This is a genomic window from Arthrobacter sp. TmtSoilC77, from assembly GCF_059739415.1.
The window spans coordinates 1,075,750-1,099,795 of record NZ_AP046050.1 but is presented as its reverse complement, the minus strand read 5'-3'; the positions used below and the strand labels follow the sequence as shown (position 1 = coordinate 1,099,795).

22 protein-coding genes and 2 riboswitches are annotated in these 24,046 nt (G+C 62.7%); of the genes, 10 read left to right on the top strand and 12 right to left on the bottom strand.

The window, feature by feature from the left end; all coding sequences use genetic code 11:
• Nucleotide 1: 1 nt before the first annotated feature.
• The 8 genes from AC6I99_RS05180 to AC6I99_RS05145 form a co-directional block, all read right to left on the bottom strand.
• Nucleotides 2-2,311, bottom strand: a complete 2,310-nt coding sequence (locus AC6I99_RS05180) for an FdhF/YdeP family oxidoreductase (RefSeq protein WP_497946156.1) — start codon at nucleotides 2,309-2,311, stop codon at nucleotides 2-4.
• Between the two features lie 57 nt (nucleotides 2,312-2,368).
• Nucleotides 2,369-3,709 (bottom strand): molybdopterin molybdotransferase MoeA, encoded by a 1,341-nt coding sequence (locus tag AC6I99_RS05175; protein ID WP_497946158.1) that lies wholly within the window; start codon nucleotides 3,707-3,709, stop codon nucleotides 2,369-2,371.
• Complete coding sequence (locus tag AC6I99_RS05170) at nucleotides 3,706-4,626, bottom strand: NTP transferase domain-containing protein (protein WP_497946159.1); 921 nt, start codon at nucleotides 4,624-4,626, stop codon at nucleotides 3,706-3,708. Before AC6I99_RS05170 ends, AC6I99_RS05175 begins: the two co-directional genes overlap by 4 nt.
• 42 nt (nucleotides 4,627-4,668) lie before the next feature.
• Nucleotides 4,669-5,169 (bottom strand): HNH endonuclease, encoded by a 501-nt coding sequence (locus AC6I99_RS05165; RefSeq protein ID WP_216926047.1) that lies wholly within the window; start codon nucleotides 5,167-5,169, stop codon nucleotides 4,669-4,671.
• A 327-nt stretch (nucleotides 5,170-5,496) separates the two neighbouring features.
• Entirely contained in the window at nucleotides 5,497-6,249 is a 753-nt protein-coding gene (locus AC6I99_RS05160; protein WP_224093696.1) for an NlpC/P60 family protein, read from the bottom strand.
• Nucleotides 6,250-6,347: 98 nt separating this feature from the next.
• Complete coding sequence (locus AC6I99_RS05155) at nucleotides 6,348-7,076, bottom strand: C40 family peptidase (protein ID WP_263422282.1); 729 nt, start codon at nucleotides 7,074-7,076, stop codon at nucleotides 6,348-6,350.
• Nucleotides 7,077-7,080: 4 nt separating this feature from the next.
• Nucleotides 7,081-7,244, bottom strand: a riboswitch (cyclic di-AMP (ydaO/yuaA leader).
• A gap of 145 nt (nucleotides 7,245-7,389) precedes the next feature.
• Nucleotides 7,390-8,220, bottom strand: a complete 831-nt coding sequence (locus AC6I99_RS05150) for a M23 family metallopeptidase (RefSeq protein ID WP_224093692.1) — start codon at nucleotides 8,218-8,220, stop codon at nucleotides 7,390-7,392.
• A 6-nt stretch (nucleotides 8,221-8,226) separates the two neighbouring features.
• Nucleotides 8,227-8,456: riboswitch (cyclic di-AMP (ydaO/yuaA leader) on the bottom strand.
• A 199-nt stretch (nucleotides 8,457-8,655) separates the two neighbouring features.
• A complete protein-coding gene (locus AC6I99_RS05145) occupies nucleotides 8,656-9,351 on the bottom strand; it encodes an iron-dependent transcriptional repressor DtxR (protein WP_497946171.1) in 696 nt (231 codons plus the stop codon).
• 304 nt (nucleotides 9,352-9,655) lie between these two features.
• Between AC6I99_RS05145 and serC the strand changes: the two genes are divergently transcribed.
• Nucleotides 9,656-10,786 carry a phosphoserine transaminase gene (serC, locus tag AC6I99_RS05140; protein WP_497946173.1) on the top strand — a complete coding sequence of 377 codons (1,131 nt, stop codon included), beginning with the start codon at nucleotides 9,656-9,658 and terminating at the stop codon, nucleotides 10,784-10,786.
• Between the two features lie 82 nt (nucleotides 10,787-10,868).
• On the opposite strand, the gene AC6I99_RS05135 is transcribed toward serC, so the two are convergent.
• Nucleotides 10,869-11,507 carry a DUF3027 domain-containing protein gene (locus tag AC6I99_RS05135; RefSeq protein ID WP_224166560.1) on the bottom strand — a complete coding sequence of 213 codons (639 nt, stop codon included), beginning with the start codon at nucleotides 11,505-11,507 and terminating at the stop codon, nucleotides 10,869-10,871.
• 8 nt (nucleotides 11,508-11,515) lie between these two features.
• A complete protein-coding gene (locus AC6I99_RS05130; RefSeq protein WP_216926040.1) occupies nucleotides 11,516-11,899 on the bottom strand; it encodes a cold-shock protein in 384 nt (127 codons plus the stop codon).
• A gap of 233 nt (nucleotides 11,900-12,132) precedes the next feature.
• On the opposite strand from AC6I99_RS05130, the gene AC6I99_RS05125 reads away from it, so the two are divergent.
• The 5 genes from AC6I99_RS05125 (at nucleotide 12,133) to AC6I99_RS05105 (ending at nucleotide 19,360) form a co-directional block, all read left to right on the top strand.
• Nucleotides 12,133-12,348 carry a hypothetical protein gene (locus tag AC6I99_RS05125; RefSeq protein WP_224093684.1) on the top strand — a complete coding sequence of 72 codons (216 nt, stop codon included), beginning with the start codon at nucleotides 12,133-12,135 and terminating at the stop codon, nucleotides 12,346-12,348.
• Between the two features lie 87 nt (nucleotides 12,349-12,435).
• A complete protein-coding gene (locus AC6I99_RS05120; protein WP_497946177.1) occupies nucleotides 12,436-14,907 on the top strand; it encodes a helicase-associated domain-containing protein in 2,472 nt (823 codons plus the stop codon).
• Nucleotides 14,908-14,917: 10 nt separating this feature from the next.
• Entirely contained in the window at nucleotides 14,918-16,576 is a 1,659-nt protein-coding gene (locus AC6I99_RS05115) for a DNA repair helicase XPB (protein WP_224093677.1), read from the top strand.
• 186 nt (nucleotides 16,577-16,762) lie between these two features.
• The gene (locus tag AC6I99_RS05110) at nucleotides 16,763-17,236 is read left to right on the top strand and encodes a hypothetical protein (RefSeq protein WP_224166558.1); all 474 of its coding nucleotides are present in this window, start codon (nucleotides 16,763-16,765) and stop codon (nucleotides 17,234-17,236) included.
• Between the two features lie 12 nt (nucleotides 17,237-17,248).
• Entirely contained in the window at nucleotides 17,249-19,360 is a 2,112-nt protein-coding gene (locus AC6I99_RS05105; RefSeq protein ID WP_497946184.1) for a multicopper oxidase family protein, read from the top strand.
• Between the two features lie 23 nt (nucleotides 19,361-19,383).
• On the opposite strand, the gene AC6I99_RS05100 is transcribed toward AC6I99_RS05105, so the two are convergent.
• On the bottom strand, nucleotides 19,384-19,608 hold the full coding sequence (locus AC6I99_RS05100; RefSeq protein WP_224093669.1) for a hypothetical protein: 225 nt from the start codon (nucleotides 19,606-19,608) through the stop codon (nucleotides 19,384-19,386).
• 83 nt (nucleotides 19,609-19,691) lie between these two features.
• The gene (locus AC6I99_RS05095; RefSeq protein WP_497946188.1) at nucleotides 19,692-20,597 is read right to left on the bottom strand and encodes a LysR family transcriptional regulator ArgP; all 906 of its coding nucleotides are present in this window, start codon (nucleotides 20,595-20,597) and stop codon (nucleotides 19,692-19,694) included.
• Nucleotides 20,598-20,665: 68 nt separating this feature from the next.
• Here AC6I99_RS05095 and AC6I99_RS05090 point away from each other — a divergent pair, with 68 nt between their 5' ends.
• The 4 genes from AC6I99_RS05090 (at nucleotide 20,666) to AC6I99_RS05075 (ending at nucleotide 23,988) form a co-directional block, all read left to right on the top strand.
• Nucleotides 20,666-21,301, top strand: a complete 636-nt coding sequence (locus AC6I99_RS05090) for a LysE/ArgO family amino acid transporter (protein ID WP_224093663.1) — start codon at nucleotides 20,666-20,668, stop codon at nucleotides 21,299-21,301.
• Between the two features lie 67 nt (nucleotides 21,302-21,368).
• Nucleotides 21,369-22,079 (top strand): response regulator transcription factor, encoded by a 711-nt coding sequence (locus AC6I99_RS05085; protein WP_026543233.1) that lies wholly within the window; start codon nucleotides 21,369-21,371, stop codon nucleotides 22,077-22,079.
• A gap of 2 nt (nucleotides 22,080-22,081) precedes the next feature.
• Nucleotides 22,082-23,527, top strand: a complete 1,446-nt coding sequence (locus AC6I99_RS05080) for a sensor histidine kinase (RefSeq protein WP_497960566.1) — start codon at nucleotides 22,082-22,084, stop codon at nucleotides 23,525-23,527.
• Between the two features lie 170 nt (nucleotides 23,528-23,697).
• Complete coding sequence (locus AC6I99_RS05075; RefSeq protein WP_224093660.1) at nucleotides 23,698-23,988, top strand: WXG100 family type VII secretion target; 291 nt, start codon at nucleotides 23,698-23,700, stop codon at nucleotides 23,986-23,988.
• Nucleotides 23,989-24,046: the final 58 nt, after the last annotated feature.

The window sequence follows — 24,046 nt, the reverse complement described above, 5'->3', positions numbered from 1 at the left end:
GTCAGGATCCGTTCTCCTCTGGGTGTTTTACGAACCGCACAGTCATGGCCTTGTAGCCGGGCGTGTTCGATTCGCGGGCCACAAGCTCGCGGTGCACCAGGGCGTTGGCTTCCGGGAAGTATGCGGCCGCGCAGCCCTTGGCTGTGGGGTATGCGATCAGCCGGAACTTGTTGGCCCGCCGCTCCGTGCCGGCAAACGTGGAAATGACATCCACCAGGTCACGGTCTTTGAAACCCAGGCCAGCGAGGTCTTCCTCATGGACCAGGATCACCCTGCGGGCGTCCGAGACTCCGCGGTAGCGGTCGTCAAGGCCATAGAACGTGGTGTTGTACTGGTCGTGGCTACGAACCGTCTGCAGGATCAAGTGGCCCTCTGGAGCTTGAAGATACTCAAGCGGACTAACCGTGAACCGTGCTTTGCCGATGTCAGTGGCGAAGGTACGGGTATCCCGTGGCGGGTTCGGGAGGACAAAACCGTTCTTCGTGCGGACCCTGGCGTTGAAGTCCTCGAACCCCGGAATAACGCGTGAGATGTGGTCCCGGATCACGTCATAGTCCTCAGCCATGGCGCGCCAGTCAACGCCGTGGTCATCCCCGAGTGTCGCTTGCGCCATGCGGGCCACGATGACGGGTTCGCTCAGGAGGTGCTCCGAGATCGGAGCCAGCCTGCCCTGCGTCTTGTGGATGACCGACATCGAATCCTCTACGGAGAGGAACTGCTTGCCCTTGGGGTGTTTGTCGTCCGTGTCCGTGCGTCCAAGCGTGGGCAGGATCAGGGATGTCTTTCCGTGCACCACGTGGGCCCGGTTCGGTTTGGTTGAGATGTGGACAGTCAGGCCGGCTGTTTTGAGCCCGGCTTCCAATGCTGATGTGTCAGAACCGGCTGCAGCAAAGTTTCCGCCCATGGAAACGAAGACATCCACCTCCCCCTTTTCCAGGGCGTGCTGGGTCTCCACGGAGTCATATCCATGCTCGCGGGGCATCCGGAATCCAAACTCCTTGTCCAGCGCGGCAAGGAAGGGTTCGCGTGGCTTCTCCCAGATACCCATGGTGCGGTCACCCTGGACGTTCGAGTGGCCACGCACAGGGCACGCGCCGGCTCCACGCTTACCGAAGTTGCCTTGGAGCAGGAGCAGGTTGATGATCTCCTTCAGCGTATCCACGGAGTGCGGCTGCTGGGTCAAGCCAAGCGCCCAGCAAATAATGGTTGCCTTGGACTTGGCCATCAGCCCCGCCACAGTGACGATTTCCCCGCGCGACAAGCCGGTTGCGCGCTCAGTCTCATCCCAGTCCAGCTGGGACCGTGCCTTCGCGTACGCTTCGAAGCCCTCGGTCTGCTTTCCGATAAATGACTTATCGACCACCGTCCCCGGGTTCCGCTTCTCTTCCTCCAGGAGCAAGTGGCCCAGCGCCTGGAACAGAGCGAGGTCGCCACCGACCTTGATCTTGAGGAACTCATCGGCGATAGTAGTGCCGCCCCCGATCACGCCGTTGAGGGACTGGGGGTCCTTGAAGTTCAGCAGTCCCGCTTCCGGAAGCGGGTTCACGGCAACGATCTTTCCGCCGTTGTTCTTGCAGTCACGCAACGCGGACAGCATGCGGGGATGGTTGGTCCCGGGATTCTGGCCCACCACGAACACCAGTTCAGCGTGGTGGATGTCTTCCAGCGAAACAGTTCCCTTGCCGATTCCGATGGTCGGGTTCAGCGCGCTGCCCGAGGACTCATGGCACATGTTGGAGCAGTCCGGCAGGTTGTTGGTGCCCAGGCTGCGGGCAAACAACTGGTACATGAACGCGGTCTCATTGGCCGTCCGGCCGGAGGTGTAGAAAACACAGCGATCGGGCGTGGTGGCATTGATATGCTCCCCGATCAAGGCAAAGGCATCAGTCCAACTGATCGGGGAATAGTGGGTATCCCCCGGTTTGAGGACTACGGGCTCGGCGATCCGTCCTTGGCTTCCCAACCAGTATTCGGTCTTGTCTTCAAGATCTGCGATGGAATGTGCTGCCCAGAATTCGGCCCCCACCGTCCGCGTGGTGCTTTCCTCAGCGATTGCCTTGGCGCCGTTCTCGCAGAATTCAGCGGGACTCCGGCGTCCCGTGATGGATTCCGGCCAGGCGCAGCCCGGGCAATCAAAGCCGTCATGCTGGTTAACCCTGAGCATGGAGCGGACCGTGCGGGCTACTCCTGCCTGGGAGTAGCCCCTTTCAAGGGCGACAGTGACAGCCTTGAGGCCTGCCGCAGCTTTCTTGGGCGGGTGGATTTGCAGGTCATCTTCATTGATGTCCTGTTCGGGAGCATGCCTGTTCATGGGTCCATCATTGCAAGCCCGGGCACCCCGTTACCACCTGCGTCCATCCGGGGACCTTCAGGATTCCAGCGCGCTCCAGTCAACGGGACCGGAAGGGGCCTTCTTTTGTTGCCGGGCCGGCGCCTTTCGTTTCCCTTCACCCGCTTTGGGCATGGGCAGGGGTTTGCCCCAAGGCAAGGGAAAGGCGGGGACCAGCTCCCCCATCTGGACACCGTGTGGCGGGACCACCAGGACGCCATCCGCTCCTGCCAGCCCGCGCATCATTCCAGGACCTGCGTGCTGCGCGGGCGATGCCAATCCGTAGACCAGTTTGAAAGGCATCAGGCGCGTCCGTCCAGGATCGGCGTCGATCATCGCACCGCTGGGAACCTCACCAACGTCCTCCAGGTTCCTGTGGCCGAGCGCTGCGAGCAGCGGCCCGCCAACCGTGAAGAGCGCCATCATGGCGGCAAGCGGATTCCCGGGCAGGCCCAGCACGAAGCGTCCGTCCGGAAGCTCCGCCAATACGGCAGGGTGCCCCGGACGCATGGCAATGCCATCGATCAGCAGCCGGCCACCCAGTTCAGCCACGGCTCTCCTGAAATGGTCCGTCCCCGAGCGTCCGGTCCCGCCCGTAGTAATAACGACGTCGGCCGGCGGCTCCGCTGTGGCATATGGTTCTGCAGGTTCAGGCTCGGTGTCCTGCAAAGCCGCAAGCCAGTCGTCGTAGTTGTCGCCTACCTTAAGTTGCTCCCCTGGAATGCCACCCAAGAGTTCGACGACGGCGCCAAGCTGGGGTCCGAAGGTATCGCGGACCTTGCCCGGTACGGGAACGCCCTGCGTCACAACTTCCGAGCCCGTCAGGAGGAACCGAACCAAGGGTTTCCCCAGGACCTCCAGCTCATCCAGGCCGGCCAGGGCAGCCAAGGCGATGTGCGCAGGATTGAGGATGGTTCCGGCTTTGAGCAGCACGTCCCCTTCTGCAGCTTCTTCGGCAGCCTTGCGGATGTGCTGGCCATTGCGGGGCTCCCCCGGCTTCGCTGCCCCGCCAAGCGCAAGGATTGGAAGGCCGTCGTCGTCGGTGGTAATGACCCCGCTCTCGGTGCGCAAAACAGCCTTCGCGCCTGGCGGAATGAGTCCCCCGGTAACGATGGGACTGGCCTGGTGGGGAGCAAGCCTGTGTCCGGGCTCAACAAGAATCCAAGGACCTGTTCCGTTGACGGCCCAGCCGTCCATGGCGGAGGACGCGTAGTGCGGCATGTCCTGTACGGCGACCGCGTCCGAGGCAAGCGTCCTTCCCAAGGCGGCCTTCAGTGGCACCGGGCTTGGCGGGATCGGAGCAGCGACGTCGAAGGCGCGCTGCCGGGCCTCATGCCATGTGTGTGCCGCGTGGTGGCCCTGTCCGGGGGCCTCGGTCATTCCGCCTCAGTCCCGGGCTCCAGGTATTGCTTGGCAACCTGGCGGGCCAGGTCAAGGGCGGCGCTCATGGCGGTGTCGTCCGCCGCCTGGCCGATCCCCCTGGCCATACCAGCAGCGTAACCGGCGATGAACGTAGTCAGGGGCGCGGCAGGCCGCACCACGGAGTGGGCGGCAACTCCTGCCACTGCGAGGACTTCATTGATATCCACTTCAACGCCCTCAAGCTCAAAGGCCTGCAACAGTGTGCGGCACCAGTCCTCGAGCGTCTCTTCCTGGCTCTTCATGTCCGCCTCCTGCTCGTTGTGTATGCCCAGGGCCGCAGCGTCCTCCCATGTGTCCACATCATCGGTAGACCCATCGGGAACAGTAACGGCCAGCAGGTTCAGCCTAGCAAGCAGCCGGAACACTGAAGAGTTCGTTAACCCCGAAGTTGCAGAAGCTGCGGAAACTTCCCTTTCCAAAGCCCGGGTGCTGTAAACCCCCAGGAGAGGCTGTTGCCGGCCATCGGCTGAAACGGCCATGGCGCCCTCCGCTTCGGGGTGCGCACGCAGTTCTTCCCACAGGGGCGCAATGCCCCTGGCGGCGTGCGGCATGTCGCAAGCCAGGACGAGCGTCCATGGCGCTGGGTTGACTGCCTGCCGAAGAGCCGCCGCCTCATGAAGGGCCGCCAGACCGGCAGCAATCGCAGCGGCAGGGCCAGCAAAGGCCGGCTCCTCCCGGGCACTAAGAACTCCATCAGGCAGGACACCGCCGATACCAGAGGTGTCCGGACCAACCACAACCACAGCGGAGGCTCCTCGTGCGGCCTGCAGGGCATGCGAAAGGAGGCTGGCGCCGTCGAACGTCAATCCGGGCTTGGGCACGCCACCGAGGCGGGTGGCCCTGCCACCCGCCAGAATCACAGCGTTGAACTCCATCCGCCCAGAGTACCCGGACGGCGGGAGGGCAACAGAAATCGATCAGGCGGCGGATTCCGGCAACAGGAACGGGTCCCAGTCCGGCGCAGGTTTCTCGAGTTCTTTGATCTGCCACATGGTTCCTGTGGGCACGCCGGGTTTGAAACGAAGTTTCCAACCCATCTCGGCGAGCGTGTGGTCACTCTTGGCGTTGTTGCATTTCAAACACGCCGCAACCAGGTTTTCCCAGGAATCCGCGCCGCCCCTGGATTTGGGGTGGACGTGGTCTATGGTGTGGGCTGTTTTCCCGCAGTAGGCGCAGCGATGGCCGTCGCGGCGGAGTACCCCGCGGCGGCTCACGGCGGTGATCCTGTTGTACCGGGGCCGGATGTAGCGATTAAGAAGGATCACGGATGGTCGTCCGAGAATCTCCTGTGGCCCGACGACAGGCTCGTCGCCTTCGGCCACTACGCTAGCTTTTCCAGTCAGCACAAGGACCAGCGCCCGGCGGAAGGTTACTACCGCCAGCGGTTCATATCCAGCATTCAGAACGAGTGTGCGCATGCACGTACCTCTTCACGGCCGCACCCGTCAGGGGCACGAGGGCCGGCTGCCCTCTGCTTGTACGGGCTGTGGATCGACAACACAAGGGTAAGCACTTGTATGCCGTATCAACGAATTTTTCTGTCGTTTCGGCTGTGGTGTTGGCGAAAATTCATGCGCGGGACACCTTGCAGAGGACGCGCACATTCCCTGAGGCCACGGAATCGGACTTGCGCCCCCCCGGATTTGGGTGTCGGCAGCCCGCTTCTCTGGCTGCCACGAAAACCGGTGATTAAAGCAGAACACCCCGCCGACCTGAGCCTGCGGGGTGTTCCGTGAAGTAAGTGATCAGCCGTTGACGCGGATGAAAACGGGGCCGGAGCCAACGTTCACGCTGAACAGTGCCGTGGTGGATCCGTTCCATCCACCGTGGACTGCCATGCCGTTGCCGACGTAAACAGCGATGTGTGCCATTCCGCCATAGCCGCCGTTGGCGTAGTAAGCGAGATCGCCAGGCTGGGCTTCAGCTGCACTGACCGTGCGGCCGAGGGAGAGGTAGCCGGCCGGCCAGTCGTGGAAGTGAATACCGACCGCGGCCAGCGAGTTGGTCACCAGCATGGTGCAGTCCTGTGTGACGCCGAGCTGTGCGTAGGCCGCTGCAGCGATAGCTGCACCGAGGCCGCTGGATGCAGCGGGCGCCTTGGCTGCGGACGCGTCAGCGTTGACCGCCAAAGTTGCGGTGCCACCGGCAGCCGGAGCTTCCTTGGCGGTCGCCTTCTGGACGACGGGAGCCGGGGCTTCCTCAGTCTTGACCACAGGGCGCTCATAGGAGATGGCAACGCTGGAATCAGCAGCAATGGTGGCCTGGGCAACCGACTGCACGTCAAGGGTGGAAGCAGACGTAGATTCCCGCTGAACGTTGGTGTCCGCAGCATTGGCAGCAACTCCGCTGGTCAGGACAAGGCCCGACGCAGCTGCGATCACTGCTGCCTGACGGCCAACGCCACCGGCGTTGTCGCTGACAGCCTTGGCAATGACGGCAAGTGAGCTGGTCTTGGGGGCCTCAGCTCTATGCCGTGCAACCTTGTTTGCACTGGTCATGATTACTCTCTTTTCGTAGCCGCGCACGCTGGGACCGCACGCGGGTTATGGGCTGCCAGCACTTGGGGGGCATGCTGGCTTACCCCGAATGGGATTTCCTAGCGGAGGGTGTAGAACGAGGATGTGCCGGTGGAGGCCACGGAGTGCAGGAGCGTGCCCTGGCTGGGGTTCAAAGCGCTGATCATCATGCCGTTGCCGACGTAGATGCCCACGTGGGCTCCGCCGTTCTGAACGACGAGGTCGCCAGGGGCAGGGGTGCTGGTGGGGGTCATGATCGTCCAGGCATTGACGCGGGGGATGCTGATGCCGGCCTGGGCGTAAACCCACTGGGTAAATCCGGAGCAGTCCCAGCCGTTGGGGGAAGTGCCGCCCCAAACGTAGGGGTGGCCGATGCCGGTGTAGGCAATTGCTGCAAGTCCGGAGGCTGCCGCGCTTGAAGCAGCATCCTTGGCCTTGGAGGACAGGGCACCGAGGGTGCTGTTCGCTTGGTCTTCGGTCGACGTGCGCTGGGAGGCCCGCTGAACCTTGGGAGCTTCCTTGGTGACCACAACGGGGCTTTCGAAGGAAACCGTTGCGGTGGGCTCCGCGGTAACAACTGCGGTGGCGACCAACTGCTGGGTGCTGGAAGATTCCGACTTCGAAACGTCGGTGTCAGCGGCCTGGGCCGGGAGTCCAACACTGAGAACGAGCCCCGAGGCTGCGGCCAGAACGGCGGCTTGGCGGCCTACGGTGCCTGCATTGGTTGAGACAGCCTTGGAAAGGGTGTTCAACGGGTTCGTGCGAACCAATTCGGCGCGATGGCGCGCAGGGGTAGTGCGTGATGACACGAAGGTAGCCTCTCCCAATGCCTGCGAGGTGAGCTGTCGGATTCGGATGGGAGTCATCCGGCCGCGCGGCTTCAAGGAAGCTTCTGCGACTTAACCCCAAGGTCTTCTGACTCGAAGACCAAAATTGGTTCCCCCGCCCCTGCCAGACGATTTTTGCGAACGGACCTCGAGTGGTGGCAGAGCTAGGCAATCCACTCAAGTGCACCGGCCCCCTAAAAAGCCGATGCGCTTTAGACGGTACAACAGATGTTCGTGAATGTCACATTCAGGTCACGGGGCGTGTCATGGATGCGAGAGACAACCATCAAATTGCTCAGAGCCAGCCCATGGGATCTACGACTTCGCCGTTTACCTGGACCTCGAAGTGGAGGTGGCAGCCGGTAGATGCTCCTGTGGTGCCACTCAGCGCGACGGTATCGCCGCGGCTGACAGTCTGCCCCACCTTGACGTTGAAGGACGACAGGTGGTTGTACGTGGTCTCAAGGCCGTTGCCGTGATCAATCACAACGCGATTGCCTCCGCCGTACTCATGCCACCCGGCGAACGTGACCTTGCCTGCAGCGGCGGCGTGGACGGCGGTTCCGCACTGGGCCACGAAGTCCTGGCCACGGTGGAAGTCACCGGTGCCGCCGGTAAGGGGGCTGACGCGGTAGCCAAACGGCGATGCCGTGACCAGCTTGTCCAGAGGACTTCCCAAGGTGCCAAGTGAGGAAGCACGCTGAATGCTCCCCGCTGACTGGGCGCTCAACAGCTGCTTGAGCTTGCCGTCCGGGTCAGCGGCGGTGGCCACTGCGGCACGACTGAAATCGATTTTGGCAGAGGCTGCTGCAGAAACTTCGGGCTGGCTGCCACCGGGCACGGAGAGCGCCGCCTCGGTCTGGCCCGATTCCGACGTGGCCATGACGGGGCTTGTGGCAGGCAGACCTACAGTCAGGGCAAGTCCGGTGGCTGCAAGCGCGACACCGGCCTTCTGCCCTACACCACTGGCTGACGCGAAGTCGGCTACCTGGCGCAACGGGCTCTTACGGCGGCGCACCTGACGCGGGGTGTCGCGTGGCCGGATCTCCATTGCGGCGCGGGCTGGCCGCAGCTCAGCAGTGGGGCCGGACGCACGGCGACGGCCCCTGACGTTCTGCGATGTCAAACTCTGTTCCTCTCTGGAAAGCCTGCGAAGTTAGCTGTCGGATTCGGGTCAGAGAGTTCAAAGACCCGGTCCGCACGAAGCGCAAACGGCACACAGGTATCCCCGGAAGGACTTGCGTTAGTAGGCACTTCTGCTGCGGACTTCACCCCAAGGCTGCTTCTTTAGGCAGCCGCTTGTGGTTCCCCCGCCTCTGCCAGTAGTTGATGACACACCTGATCTGCTGGCAGAGCTCGGCTCCAGATCAGGTAACGCTTTGGTATCGGCGCTAGTAGATAACTATAGGTGATTAAAGCCCGCAGTAATAAATTCGTTATCTTTCCAAAACGACCGTGTTGCGGGTGCTCCATATCATCAGTCGCGGAAAGCCGCAGGTCATACGCGCGCCAACCACCACAAAGTGAGATCCGACACTCCCGTGGTCAGGGCAAGTCAGAGTCAGCTGACGGCGACGAAGACGTGCGCAGCGACCTCGGGAGGCAGCTCCAGTGCTCCTTCAATGCCCGGAACGCGGACGGAGATGTACTCCCCCACCCGTTCCAAGGAGACGGTTGCGCCAGGACGAATTCCGCCTTCATCGAGCTGGGTGAGGAGCTCGGGCTCAACCTGGATGGGTTCAGCAAGCCGGCTGACCACTACACGCGAATCGGCAGCGTACCCGTCCATCGCATGCAGCAGGTTCACGTCCAGGCGGGAAAGAGGCTGGTTGGCGAGGCCGCCAAGGGCTTCCAAGCCCGGAATAGGGTTGCCATATGGTGACTCTGTGGGGTGCTGCAACAACTCATAGAGCCGCCGTTCCACCCGTTCGCTCATGACGTGTTCCCAGCGACATGCTTCGTCATGAACGTACGCCCAGTCCAGACCAATGACGTCCGCCAGGAGCCTCTCGGCAAGGCGGTGCTTCCGCATGACCTCGGTGGCCCGCTTGCGCCCGACTTCGGTCAGCTCCAGGTGGCGGTCGTTGGACACAATCACCAGGCCGTCACGCTCCATGCGTCCAATGGTCTGGGAAACCGTGGGACCCGAGTGCCGCAGACGCTCCGCGATGCGTGCGCGAAGAGCCACGATGTTCTCTTCTTCAAGCTCCAAAATGGTCCGAAGATACATCTCAGTGGTATCGATCAGATCCGTCATCCAGCTCAGCTCTCCTCGAACGCATTTCTTGCGTAATCTCCACCGTACCGCGTCCCAGCCAAGGTGGACGGTGTGCAACCGACACCTCCGGAACGTCAATCCAAGCCTAGCTTATTTGGAATTACTCTGGATAATTTTTCCCTGGGTCGAAATGCCTGTGGTGATCCGGCATTCCACGTGGCGGACTATGACACCCGCAGATTCCTGACGCTGGGTCCGGTCAGGCAGAATGAGGGAGTCGAAGGGGCAGCCGATGCCACCTGCCCACCTCCCCCTCTCTAACCGATACCCATTGGAGCCACACGTGAGCGACAACAGCATCACTATTCCCGCCGACCTGCTGCCCAAGGACGGACGATTCGGCGCGGGACCGTCCAAGGTCCGCCCGGAACAGGTCCAGGCCCTGTCTGCCGCATCGACCACCATTCTTGGCACGTCCCACCGTCAGGCGCCGGTCAAGAACCTGGTGGGTTCGGTCCGCGAAGGACTCAGCCAGTTCTTCCGTGCACCCGAGGGCTACGAGGTTGTCCTCGGCGTCGGCGGTTCCACTGCTTTCTGGGATGTAGCAGCTTTTGGGCTCGTTGAGAAAAAGGCCCAGCACCTTTCCTTCGGTGAATTCGGTTCCAAGTTTGCCGCGGCCACCAACAAAGCCCCCTTCCTGGATGCATCCTCCATCATCACGTCCGAGCCCGGCACGCGGCCGGTCTCCCAGGCGGAGGCCGGGGTTGACGTCTATGCCTGGCCCCAGAACGAGACTTCAACCGGTGTTGCAGCCCCTGTAAAGCGCGTCGAAGGCGCCGATGACGGTTCGCTCGTCCTGGTGGACGCCACTTCAGCCGCCGGCGGGCTGGACGTCGACGTCGCCGAATCGGATGTCTACTACTTCGCCCCGCAGAAGAACTTCGCCTCTGACGGTGGCCTGTGGCTGGGCCTGTTCTCCCCGGCAGCGTTGGAGCGCGCGGCCCGGATCAAGGCCAGCGACCGCTGGATTCCGGACTTCCTGGACCTGCAGACCGCTATCGACAACTCCAAACTGAACCAGACGTACAACACACCTTCACTGTCCACGCTGGTGACTTTGGATGCGCAGGTGCAGTGGCTCAACAGCAATGGTGGACTGGACTTCGCCAGCAAGCGCACGGCAGACTCTGCCAGCCGCATTTACTCCTGGGCCGAGGCGTCCGAGTACGCAACACCGTTCGTCGCGAAGGCTGAGGACCGCTCCAACGTCATCGCCACGATCGACTTCGATGACTCCATCGACGCCGCGGCAATCGCCAAGATCCTGCGGGCCAACGGCGTCGTGGACACCGAGCCGTACCGCAAGCTTGGACGAAACCAGCTTCGCATTGCCACGTTCGTCGCTATCGAACCGGACGACATCTCGGCCCTGCTCGCCAGCATCGACTACGTCGTGGGCGAACTCAAGAAATAAACTGAAGAAGTAACTGTCGCGGAATTCCGCGCAAGGCAGGAAACGGCGTCGTCAGGGTTCTTCCCGGACGGCGCCGCTGCCGTTAATCGCCCAGGCGGGCGACGTCGTCGTCATCGTCGTCGTTATCCACCGCGTCAGGATCGGCGGCTTCGGCGGCAGCGTCTTCCTCGGCCTGCACGGCTTCCTCGGACACTTCCTCCACCGTCTCCTCCACCAAGGGTGTCTCGTCTTCCGGGCGGACACGCTTTGCCCACGGGACCCATTCCGGGGCAAGGATGGAATCCTCGGAGGGCAGGAGCCCCAGCTCGCTGACTGTGACGATCTTCGACCGGGAATTGCGCGTGATCACGGCATACCACTGCCACCCGCCGTATCCGGCAAGCTTGGACTCGAACAAGTGCGTGACCACGCGGTCGCCCTCGGACTTTGCGCCTACGTGGGCACCTACCTCGCCCGGGTTCGCGATAGTCTCCACCGCTTCCCGCGCGACGTCGACGGCGGCGGCCAGGAACGCATCCGGCTTGCCAGTGCGCCACACCGGGATGCCTGCCCGCGGCTTCGCTGCGACCGGCTTCCGCGCAGGGGTGTCGCTGTTTTCAGGGGCTTGCCCGTTGACAGGATTCCCCCCGGTGACAGGGACGTCGGCGGCAGAAGTGACGGCCCCAGGGCTGGCCTGTGCGTCCCTTCCGGCCTGTGTGTCCTGTGCGGATTCCGAAGTCATGGCGGTTCCTAGGCTTCCAGCTCGTCGGCAACCTTGCGCAGAGCCATACCGATGGCCTTGGCCTTGTTGCCTTCGGGGTACTTGCCGGAAGACAAAGTACCGGACAGGTTATCCAGCACGGTCACGAGGTCCTGCACCAACGGCGCCAGGTCTTTGGCGTTCATCCGCTTGGCCTTGGCGATGGAGGGCGTCTTGTCCAGGACCCGAAGGCCCAATGCCTGGGCACCGCGACGGCCATCTGCCACGCCAAATTCCACACGCGTACCGGCTTTGAGCTCGGTTACGCCTGCGGGCAGTGACGTCTTGGGCAGGAATACCTCCTGGCCGTCCTCAGCCGCGAGGAATCCGAAGCCTTTTTCCTTGTCATACCACTTGACCTTGCCGGTGGGCACGTAATCAACCTTCTTCGTTCTTGCTGTGGAGACACGTCGTGCCGCCACCGCATCCGCAGGGATTTGCGGGATCGAGGGAGACAGCACGGTCCGTGTTGGTCTGTTACTTCAAGGTTATCCTGCCGGACCACCTATTCATGCTTTGCCGCCGCTTTGCGGCGCCTTTGCTTCACGCTTGCGGTGCCTTTGCCCATGGGCCTGGTCCGTGTGGCCCTGCTGCTAGCGTTAGGCGCATGACTTCCCCGGGTTACCGCCGCCCCCTCATGATCGTTGCCGCCATGATCGCCGTCCTGTCCTTGGCCGCAGTGGGCGCGGTCATGGCCATCGCCTTTAACAGTGGAGTTGCGCCGGTGTGGATCACGTCCACCGCCCTCTATGGGCTGCCGGTTGCCTTCATGCTTGCAGTGGTCCTGGTGTTGGACGCCATCCGTCAACGGCGCCGGCAGTAGCGAATGAAGCACCGTCAATAGCAAATCAACCGGGGCAGCTTTGCCCTGGCCACGCACGAGCGGCCCGGTGGCGGTAACGTTGGATTGATGTCCCTCATTCGCGCGCTCAGCAAGGAACTGGAAGCGCGCAGCGACAATTCGCTGCGGGCCTTGTTTGCCGCGCGACCCGACCTGATTTCTCCCATGGCCCCGGACTTCGCTGCCTTGGCAGCCCGGGCAAGTGCGCGGGTCAGCGTGCAACGGGCGTTGGAGCGGCTGACGAAGCCCGAAATGCAGGTTTTGGAAACGCTTCATCTGTGCACGAATGCCGATACCGGGCACAGTGTTTCCGCTGCCGGGCTCAAGAAGGTCATTGCTGGTTCCACGCTGTCTGCACTGGAACCGATTCTCGCAAAGCTTCAGGAGTTGGCGCTTATCCACCGGGCCGATCCTCCTGCGGCAGCAAACTCACAACCGAGTTCCCGGCAACGGTTCTACCTTCCAGTTGGAAGCCTGAAGGACGTGATCGGCATCTATCCGGCCGGCCTGGGCCGAAGCTACACAGAGCTGGTCAGGTTGCAGCCGGCTTTCGCCCAACGCGTGGTCCAGCTCGTAGCCGAGCTCCATCAGTGCGGCCTGGACATCCACCCCGCCAGCACGCCAATGGACGCAGCCTTGTCCCTGCAACGCTGGACGTCAAGTGCAGAGAATGTGCGCGCCATTCTGGCCACTGCGCCCGAAAGGACCGTCGGCTTACTGGACAAGTTCGGCAGTTGGGCCATGGGCGCGGTCCCCCAAGCTCAACGCCGGGCCTCCGTAACCCACGAAAGCGCCGACGTCGGGCCTGTTGACTGGCTGCTGGCCCGCGGCCTGTTGGTTCCATTGGACGCCGGCCACGTCGAATTGCCGCACAGTGTCGGCATAGCACTGCGCGGTGGTGCGATCATTGACGACTTCACCCTGACCCCTCCGGTTCCGGAACTGGGCCACACGAGTGCTGCCCTCCGACGCAACGCCGCGATGGGCGCCATCGCCGAGACACTACGGCTCACCAGCGAGGTGCTGTTCGCGGTTCGTGAGCAGCCATTGGCAACCCTCCGGAGCGGCGGCGTAGGCGTGCGTGAGCTGCGGCGACTTGCAGAATCCATCCGGTGCGGCGTCCACGAAACTGCCCTCCTGCTGGAGTTCTGCGCACTGGCCGGCCTTCTGCGGCTGGACGTTGACAGTTCCACGTGGATCCAGCCGCCGTCGTTGGAATGGCTTTCCCTGCCGCGACAGGAACAGTGGCTCTGGCTGGTGAACGCCTGGTTGGCCAGCGAGCGGGCACCTTCGATGGTGGGCCAGCCCCTCCCGGGGTCGACGTCCGGTTCGCCATCCCATCCAGGTTCCGCCGGCAGCACCATCAATGCATTGTCCGCCGAGGCTCAAAGGCCCGACGCTCCAGTGGTCCGGCGCAGGATCCTGGAGATCCTCAATGAACTGACCGCTGAGGCGGCCGCTCCGGATGGCAAAGCACCTGTCCTTGACGCGCGCGCGGTGCTGCAACGCGCGGAATGGACGCAGCCCCGCATGTCCCGCCGGTTCAGCTCCCTGGTGAGGGGGATCCTGGAAGAAGCCACTTTGTTGGGCTTGATGGGCTCCGGGGCCTTCACACAGTTGGGGTCTGCCATCGCGCTCGGCCATCCGGAGGAGGCAATGACCCTCCTCGGTGAACACCTGCCAGCCGCGGTCAACCACATCCTCCTGCAGGCGGACCTCACTGCCGTGGCACCCGGTTATCTCGCGCCCGAACTCAGCGAAACGCTGCTGCTCATGGCCGACGCCGAGGGCCAGGGCCCCGCGTCAATCTACCGTTTTTCCACGGCAACCATCCGCAGGGCCCTCGACGCCGGCCAGGATGCGGAATCGCTGTTGACGTTCCTCCGGGAGCATTCAGCCACGGACGTACCGCAACCGCTCGAGTACCTGGTGCAGGACACAGCATCCCGACACGGACGTTTGCGAATCGGTTCCAGTGCCAGCTTCATCCAAAGCGACGACGAATCCGCCATCACTGACCTGTTGCAGGAGGCCCGCACGTCTGCACTGAGCCTGGTTCGGATCGCTCCGACCGTGCTGACGTCCTCTGCCAGCCCCAAGGAGACTGCACGTGTGCTGCGCGAGCTGGGACTTTCGCCTGCCGTCCAGGACGCGGAACCCGCCGTCGTCCGCTTTAAACGGACAGCGGCAGTGCCGGGCAGCGCGCGTCCGGTCTATACGGCACCGCGGACGGCCCCACCGGACGACGACGTCGAAGCCCAGCTTTCGGTCTTGCGGCAGCACCGTGGCGTCCCGGCTGATGCGACAGGCGAAGCTTCCACACAGCTCGGCCTGGAAACGCTGCAGAAGGCCATCCGCCTCAAACAGGCGGTCACCATGAACGTGGTGGACAGCCTGGGCAATGCGAACATCGAAACAGTGGTCCCTGTCTCCGTCTCCGGTGGCCGCGTGCGGGTCTTCGATCCCGGCAAGGAAACTGAGCGTGTACTGTCCATCCACCGGATCATCGATGTAGAACCAGCAGGAGAGCTGCACAAGTGAGGATGCAAGAGTGACCGACGGTCCACTGATCGTACAAAGCGACAAAACCATTCTGTTGGAAGTCGACCACGAGCTCGCCACGGAAGCCAGGCACGCCATTGCGGCATTTGCTGAACTGGAGCGCGCTCCCGAGCACATGCACAGCTACCGGCTGACGCCTCTTGGGCTGTGGAACGCCCGGGCCGCCGGACTCGACGCCGAGCAGGTGTTGGATACGCTGCTGAAGTACTCCCGCTTCCCGGTCCCGCATGCATTGTTGATCGATATCGAAGAGACCATGTCCCGCTATGGCAGGCTTCGCCTCGAAAAGGATCCACAGCATGGTTTGGTGATGCGCACTGACGACTACCCCGTACTGGAGGAAGTCATCCGCGCCAAGAAGATCTCCCCGCTCCTTGGGCCCAGGATCGATGGCGAGACTGTGGTGGTTCATTCCTCGCAGCGAGGCCAGCTCAAGCAGTTGCTCCTCAAGTTGGGATGGCCGGCCGAAGACCTTGCCGGATACGTCAACGGGCAGCCGCACCTGATCATGCTCGATGAAACAGGCTGGCAGTTGCGCCCTTACCAAAAGTTGGCCACGGAGAACTTCTGGGCCGGCGGCAGCGGCGTCGTCGTTCTTCCTTGTGGTGCGGGAAAGACCTTGGTGGGCGCGGCCGCCATGGCGACGTCCTCCACTACAACGCTGATCCTGGTCACCAACACGGTTTCGGCACGGCAGTGGAAGGACGAACTGCTCAAGCGGACGTCCTTGACCGAAGATGAGATCGGCGAATATTCGGGTGCGGTCAAGGAAGTCAGGCCCGTCACCATCGCCACCTACCAGGTACTCACTACCAAGCGCGGTGGACTTTACCCGCACCTTGAACTCGTGGACGGTCATGACTGGGGCCTGATCATCTATGACGAGGTGCACTTGTTGCCCGCCCCGATCTTCCGAATGACGGCGGACCTGCAGGCCCGGCGAAGGCTCGGACTGACGGCCACACTGGTGCGCGAGGATGGCAGGGAGGGTGAAGTCTTCAGCCTGATTGGGCCCAAGCGCTACGACGCTCCATGGAAGGACATCGAAGCGCAGGGCTACATCGCACCGGCGGATTGCGTTGAAGTCCGCGTCGATTTACCCCGCGACGAGCGGGTGGCCTACGCCATGGCCGATGACGCCGACAAATACCGGCTGTGCGCAACCTCCGAGACAAAGACCCGACTGGTGGAGCAGCTCGTGGCGGCGCACAAGGGCGAGCAACTGCTGGTCATCGGCCAGTACATAGACCAACTGGACGAGATCGCCGAGCGGCTGGATGCTCCGTTGATCAAGGGGGAAACCAGCGTCAAAGCCCGGCAGAAACTCTTTGATGCCTTCCGTAAAGGCGAGATCCAGACTCTCGTGGTGTCCAAAGTGGCCAACTTCTCCATCGACCTTCCGGAGGCTTCAGTCGCCATCCAGGTTTCGGGTTCATTCGGGTCCCGGCAGGAGGAGGCGCAACGACTGGGCCGCCTGCTCAGGCCAAAGCAAGACGGCCGTTCGGCCCGGTTCTACTCCCTTGTGGCCCGCGACACTTTGGACCAGGACTTCGCGGCCAAGCGCCAGCGGTTCCTCGCCGAACAGGGGTATGCCTACCGGATCATGGACGCCAAGGATGTGGGTAAAGACGCCCCCGCAGAGGAATAATCGCCGGGCCATTGCTATTTATCTCCAGCAATTTTAGGATTCCAAGTGAAGCTCTCCGCCCTTTAGGGTTGCCCTTGGTCCAGGCAGCCTGGCGGCCAGTCGTCGGTAACGGGGGAATCCCGCAGCCAGGGTGCCGGCGATTCGAAGGCCTTGAAGAATCTGTGATTTTTTACCAGAGGACTCCTTATGCGTAAAACCCTCCTGGTCCTGTCGGCGATCATCCTGCTATCAGGCCTTGCCCAGCTCTTTTTCGCCGGCTACTTCCATTTCCAAAACACTATTGAAGCCCAGCGCGAAGCGGGCGTTTATCACGTCATGAACGGCCAATATGTGCTGCGTTATTCGGCATTGCTGGCCGTGATCGTCGCGGCAATTGCCAAGGCCGGATCCCGGACCATCTGGCTGGCCGCCGGAATCTTCCTAATGACATGGGTGCAACTGTTTATCTTTATTATCGGCGGCATGCTCACTGGCTCGTCGGAGGATTTCATCACGCCCTCCGGCTCGTGGGTGGCTTCCATTCACCCCATCACGGGGCTGCTGATCATCTTCATGTCCTACTGGTTGTTCAGGCGTGCCCGCGCCCTTGCACTTAATCCCCAGCCCCTTCCACCCAAGGCAGCAGCCTCGGATGCTTCCGCCTCTTCCGCTACGGCGTGATGAGCGGCGGCTGTGAATATTTCACAGCTACTGGCCGTCGATTTGGTGCTGGCCATCCTCGCCGCCGGCGCCTGGATGGCCGCCGCCTGGATGGCCATTTCTTCAACAGCTGACAGGAGGCCAGTCAAGCCACGCGGTGTCGACTTGGCGCTTCTTCTGCTGGGCCTGGCCGTCGTTGCCACTGCGGCGCGCTATGCCTTGCTCCCCGCTTTGGTGGCGGGCAGTTGGTGGTTTGCCAGCGAACGCACAACCATCAGCCTGCCTTTGACCGCCATCCCCGCGGCTTGGGCCGCGATGGCCGGTGTTCCGTACTTGCTGAGGAGGCGGAACACCGGCCCACCACGTTCGGGCAAGCTACCCGGACGCGCTGGCCGAACCCAGGAATGGGCTGTCCTCGCCATGGTGTCCGCCGCGGCTTCGGCAATTGCTTCACTTGCGCTGACCTTTGTCCTCGGCCCATTTCCCGCCCCCTGGACGCTGGTGGTTCTCCTGTTCCTGGTTGCTGGGACCGTGATGCTGGCCAGGCACGCGCTGGTCCCTCACTTCCCGCGCCCGTCCGCTCCTGCCGCTCCGCCCGGCGGCACCGTTTCACCCGGCCGGGGCCGCATGGTTCGCAGGCGCAGGACGGCGGCTGCTGCAGTCGCCGGACTCATGGCCTGCACCGCTTTGGGCTCGGGAGTCTTTGCCTGGTTGGGTAGCCGTTCCGCTGATGGCGCGGTGATTGCAGCCGCAATCGGTCATCACCGAGGTGTCACCACTGCACCAGTGGTGGCCCCAACTCCGGTAACCAGCCTGGTGGGCGACCTCCCTGACAATGCCGTGGTCCGGCGCTACGAACTCACTGCCCGCACCGAACACATAACCCTGCCCTCCGGGGAGTCTACTGATGCATGGACCTTTGGCAGCCTCCCGGGCCCTGGCATCGAAGCCCAACTGGGCGAGGTCATGGAAGTTGAGCTGAGGAACCAGGACGTGGGCGCTGGCGTAACTCTGCACTGGCACGGCTACGACGTCCCCAACGCCATGGACGGCGTGGCCGGGGCAACACAGGACGCCGTCATGCCCGGGCAGTCCATGACCTACCGGTTCCTTGCGGCGCAGGCCGGCACGTATTGGTACCACACGCACCAAGATTCAGCCGAAGGTGTCCGCAAGGGCCTCTACGGCACATTCGTCGTGCACAGCCCCACACTGCCTCGCGCGGATACCGACATTGTGGTGGCAGGACACGACCTCGACGGTCTGGGGTTGCTGGGCTCCTCAGACCGTAGCAGTGTGCACGCGGCCGTCCCCGGCTCGAGCGTTCGCGTGCGCCTCATCAACACTGATTCCCTGCCGCAGCGCTACCTTCTGGATGGAACGGCGTTCAAGGTTGCAGCCGTGGACGGAACGGAGGTGAACCAGCCCCAGGAGGTCAAGGGGAAGCTATTGCGGCTGGGAGCCGGGGGAAGGATGGACGTCACGTTCACGATGCCCGAATCCGCGGTGACGGTCCGCTCTGACTCGGCAGCCAGCGCCGTCGTCGTGGTTGCTCCATCCAGCTCTGACGCCGCAATGAAAGAAGCCGACATCCCTGTGAAGGCGGTTGGCGTCCCTGAGAAGGCCGAGCCGGGCATCTTTGCGACGACGCCCGTCCTGGATCTCCTGGACTACGGTGAACCTATGGTCGGCACACCGGCACCCGCGGAAAATGTCCGGGAGGAAGTGCTGGTGTTGGATCGCCAGTTCCGCTTTGTTGACGGAATTCCGCGCTACGCGTTTACGGTGAACGGCGCAGCCTATCCCCTGGTGCCATCCATTGAAGTGGCCGAAGGGGACACCGTAAAAGTGACGATCGTCAACCGCACCGCGGAGCCGCACCCCATGCATCCCCACGGACACCACGTTCAAGTACTCAGCAGGAACGGCGTGGCCCCAAGTGGATCGCCGCTGATGCTTGACACCGTGGACGTGCTGCCGGGCGACGTATGGGAGCTGCTGCTGCACGCTGACAATCCGGGCATCTGGATGGATCACTGCCACAACCTGGACCATGCTGCAGAGGGAATGATGATGCTGCTGAAGTACGAAGGCGTGTCATCCGACTTCGTACACGGTGGCCATTCCCACAACCGGCCTGAATAGGACGGCTGGTGTAGCGTTCGTCCTCAGGCCACCATGCGGCTGGCGTGCGGGATGGCAACGTGATCCACTACTGCCCAGCAGTCGGCGTCATGGAGCTGTGCGCTGGCGAAGCGCTCGGCCGATGCCAGGTCCGGAAATTCCTCGCGCCGAATGTGGCCCGAGTCTGTATCCAGGTACGTCACGTGGAACTCGACGTCCGCGGCTTTTTCATTGTGATGAATGCTGATGGGGGCTGCTTCTTTTGCCATGCTTCCAGTTTGGAATGGGGCACTGACATTTTTAGGAGCATCCGTGGGCGTGTTCAGATCTTAAGCCTTGGGGATGTCCCGGGCTAGGGCGTTCGAAGGTACTCGGCGGAGACTTCGCGCACTATGGAGCTGACGACGTCGAGCACTTTTGATGCCGTCTTCCAGCGCTGCCAGTAGAGCGGAACATCAAAGGGGCGCGCGGGAGCGAGTTCAATCAAGCGCCCGTCGGCAATGTCCGGCCCGCATTGAACCTCCGGAATCAATCCCCAGCCCAAGCCCAGGCGAATGGCATCGCCAAAGTCCTGTGAAGCCGGCACGTAGTGTCGCGGCCCCTTCTGTTGTGCCTTTGAAGCACCCGGCCACGATTCCACGAAAGCCCACTGATAGGTGTCCTTTCGGTCGAAATCCACGGCCGGTGCTGTATTGAGCCTGCCTCCGTCCACCCCGTCCGCAAACCAGCGGTCCACAAAGACCGGAGCTGCCACTGCCCGGTAACGCATGACTCCGAGGCTCTCCACCCGGCAGCCCTGCACCGGGTCCGGAGTGGCCGTGACCGCAGCCATGACGGTCCCCGAACGCAGCATCGAGGTGGAGTGTTGTTCGTCGTCGCGGTGCAGGTCAAAGGTGATGTTGAGATCGCTGGGCACACGGGCAAGTGCTTGCAGGAACCAGACCGCAAGCGAGTCCGCATTCACCACGATCGGCACAGCCAGCTGCGGACCGTCCGCGCCCAAACCCAACTCGACGCCTGCATCTGCCTCCAGCTGGCCTACTTGGCGGGCAAGGCGAAGCACCACTTCGCCCGCTTCCGTGGCCTGCGCGGGATTGCTCCGCTGGAGCAGGACCCTTCCGGACGATTGCTCAAGCGCCTTCAAGCGTTGGGACACGGCCGACGGCGTGATGTGCAGCCGGCGCGCTGCCGCATCCAGTGTGCCTTCCGAAAGTACGGTGGCGAACGTCAACAACTGCTCAGAAGGAAACTGTGGCATAAGAAGATCTTATGCGACGTGAAAAACATTAGCTGGTCTAAGTTTCGTTCGCCCCATAGTTTTCAAGGGTGACTTTCTCTGACTTCTTCAACTCGGCAGGCCTCGGCCTTGCGACCGGTCTTGGCCTCATCGTTGCTATCGGTGCCCAAAATGCCTTCGTGCTGCGACAAGGAATCCTTGGCAAACACGTAGGTGCGGTCGTCGCAGTATGCGCACTCTCAGACGCCCTTCTTATCGCCGCTGGCGTGCTTGGTACAGGCGCACTGATCGCGGCCGCTCCTGCCGCCGTCGTGATCTTGCGCTTTGTCGGCGCGGCATTCCTGGTGGCTTACGGGGTTCTTGCTGCGCGTCGCGCCCTTCGCCCACAGGCGCTCGATTCTTCCGATACGCCGTCCACCGGTGGCGACACCAAACGTGGCCTCGCCGCTGTACTCACCACCGTACTGGCGCTGACGTGGCTAAACCCGCATGTCTACCTGGACATCGCGCTTATTGGTTCGCTGGCCAGTGCCCAAGGCAGTTCTTTGCAATGGTGGTTCGGAGCCGGGGCGATGCTGGGAAGCGTCCTCTGGTTCTGCTCCCTGGGCTTCGGTGCCAGGTTCCTGCGCGGCTTCTTCGCGCGGCCCAAGTCCTGGCGGATCCTGGACGGCGGGATCGCTGTGACCATGGGAGCCCTCGGCGCAGGACTCGCCCTCGGAGTCTAAGCGGCGCGCAGTCTTCTCACATCAAGCATCCAGATAACTCACAGAAACTGGGAGCATCATGGGTGTCATGAAAAAGAACGGCCCCGAAGCCAAGCTCCTTGTCGTCGACGACGAACCCAACATCCGCGAGCTTCTCTCCACGTCCCTGCGGTTTGCAGGTTTCGAGGTCGTTGCCGCATCCAATGGGCGCGAAGCCCTGGCCGCCGCCGACCTCCACGCCCCCGACCTCGCGGTCCTGGACGTCATGCTGCCCGACATGGACGGCTTCACAGTGACGCGTCGGCTCCGTGCCGCAGGCAAACACTTCCCGGTCCTGTTCCTCACGGCGAAGGACGACACCGAGGACAAGGTAACGGGCCTGACTGTGGGCGGGGACGACTACGTCACCAAGCCCTTCAGCCTTGACGAAGTAGTGGCCCGCATCCGCGCCGTACTGCGCCGGACCCAGCCCCTTGAGGATGACGACGCCGTGATCCGCGTGGACGATCTCGAACTCGACGACGACGCCCACGAGGTCCGGCGCGGCGGCACGGTCATTGAGCTGTCCCCCACCGAGTTCAAGCTCCTGCGCTACCTCATGCTGAACCCCAACCGCGTTCTCTCCAAGGCACAGATCCTGGACCACGTTTGGGAATACGACTTCAATGGCGACGCCTCGATCGTTGAGTCGTACATCTCCTACCTGCGCCGCAAGGTGGACATCGACCCCGATGCCGCAGCCCTCATCCAGACCAAGCGCGGAGTGGGCTACGTGCTGCGAACGGCAGAGAAGCGCTGACCTTGCTGCAACGCTGGAAAGCGGCGTCCCTGAGGTCGCAGCTCGTCGCCATCATCATGGGACTGCTCCTCCTCGCGCTGGCCGCGACGGGCGCCGGCACGCTGACGCTCGTCAAGAGCTACCTGCAAGGCCAGGTTGATGACAAACTCAAGGCCGCCGTCGCACTGGCCCAGGACCAGCAGTCATTCGACAAGCTGTCCGAGCCGAACCCTGCCGTCCCCACGGACTACTCGCTGACCCTGTATGTTCCGGGGCTTTCGCCGTATCCCTTTGGCGGCATGCAAAGCGACCGTCCGGCGATCGCGAACATCACTCCTGCCGAGGCCAAAGCGCGCGGCAATGCCCCGTTCCAAGTGAGTGGCACCGCCGGCAGCAACTGGCGTGTCGTCGCCGTGGGCGTCGTGGCCAACGGGCAGAACGGCGTGGTCATTATCGGCCTGCCGTTGACGCCCGTGGACAAAGTCATGGAACACGCCGTACTGGTGGTGGTTGGTGTTGGCCTGCTGACCCTGGTTCTGGCGTTCTTCATCGCTACATGGACTGTGGCACGATCCTTCAGGCCCCTGGCCCGGGTGGAGAAGACAGCCGCAGCCATCGCCGCAGGCGACCTCTCACGACGCGTGGAAATCGACAACCCCCATACAGAGGTGGGCCGCCTCGGCGCTTCGCTGAACGCAATGTTGGCCCACATTGAGGCCTCCTTTGCGGCGCGCGCCGCTTCTGAAGCCCGGATGCGCCGCTTCGCTGCGGATGCTTCCCATGAGCTCCGGACACCCTTGGTCACCATTCGCGGTTTCTCTGAGCTTTACCGCCACGGCGCGCTGGCGACTCCCGAAGACGTCGCCACCGCCATGGGCAGAATCGAAAGCGAAGCCAAGAGGATGGGTTCCATGGTGGAAGACCTGCTCCTCCTGGCCCGGCTGGACGAGCAGCGGCCGTTGCAGCTCAAGCCTGTGGACCTTCAGTTGTTGGCGCACGACGCCGTGGTGGATACCAAGGCCTCATCCGGCAACCGGAACATCACGCTCATCGGTCTCGACGGATCGTCCCCCACCCCGGCCCCGGTCCACGGCGATGAGGCCAAGCTCCGGCAGGTAATCGGCAACCTGGTGGGCAACGCCCTGCGCTACACGCCAGAGGGTACCCCCATAGAACTCGCCGTTGGTGTACGGAGCAGTCCTGAGGGCACGCTTTCGGTCATCGAAATACGGGATCACGGGGCCGGCATTCCGGAGGCTGAGACGAACAAGATCTTTGAACGCTTCTACCGTGCCGATACCTCCCGCACCCGCGAGACCGGCGGCAGTGGCCTTGGACTGGCCATTGTGGCCGCCATCGTTGGCTCGCATGGGGGCAGCGTCCGGGTGAAAGAGACCGGCGGCGGCGGCGCAACTTTGGTGGTCAGCCTCCCGTTCCGCGAGGAGCCCGCGGAGCTGATATCGCAGTAACGCGGGTGTCCCCCGCATTGGCATTACCTGTATGACGGCTCATCAACGGAGCGGTTATCCACATAGCGACGAATGATTGTTCCCCGCCCCCAAGCGGCTGCCTAGGCTCGATGTTGTGGCCACGCACACCGCCGCGAGCAGCGGAACATCATCGTCGAAAGGCATCACCCATGAGCGTCATTTCCGTCGACACAGAGCTCCTTCAGCTCAAGTCGTCCAACGTTAAAGCAACCGTTGACCGCATCAGCACGGACGTGCAAGCCATGAAACTAGGACTGGACGAGCTCCAAGCCACGTGGAAAGGCTCCGCGGCAACCAACTTCCAATCGCTTGTCCTTGAATGGTCCCTGACGCAAAACAAAGTCGAGGCTTCACTGGCTTCCATCAACATGGCTTTGGCGTCGGCAGCCGCAAGCTACCTCGAAGTGGAGCAGGGCAACACGCAGCGGTTCGCCTACTAAGGGCTCCACGATCAAGCTACATTCACGGTCCAGCTAGCTATAAGCTCCTGCGGGGCCG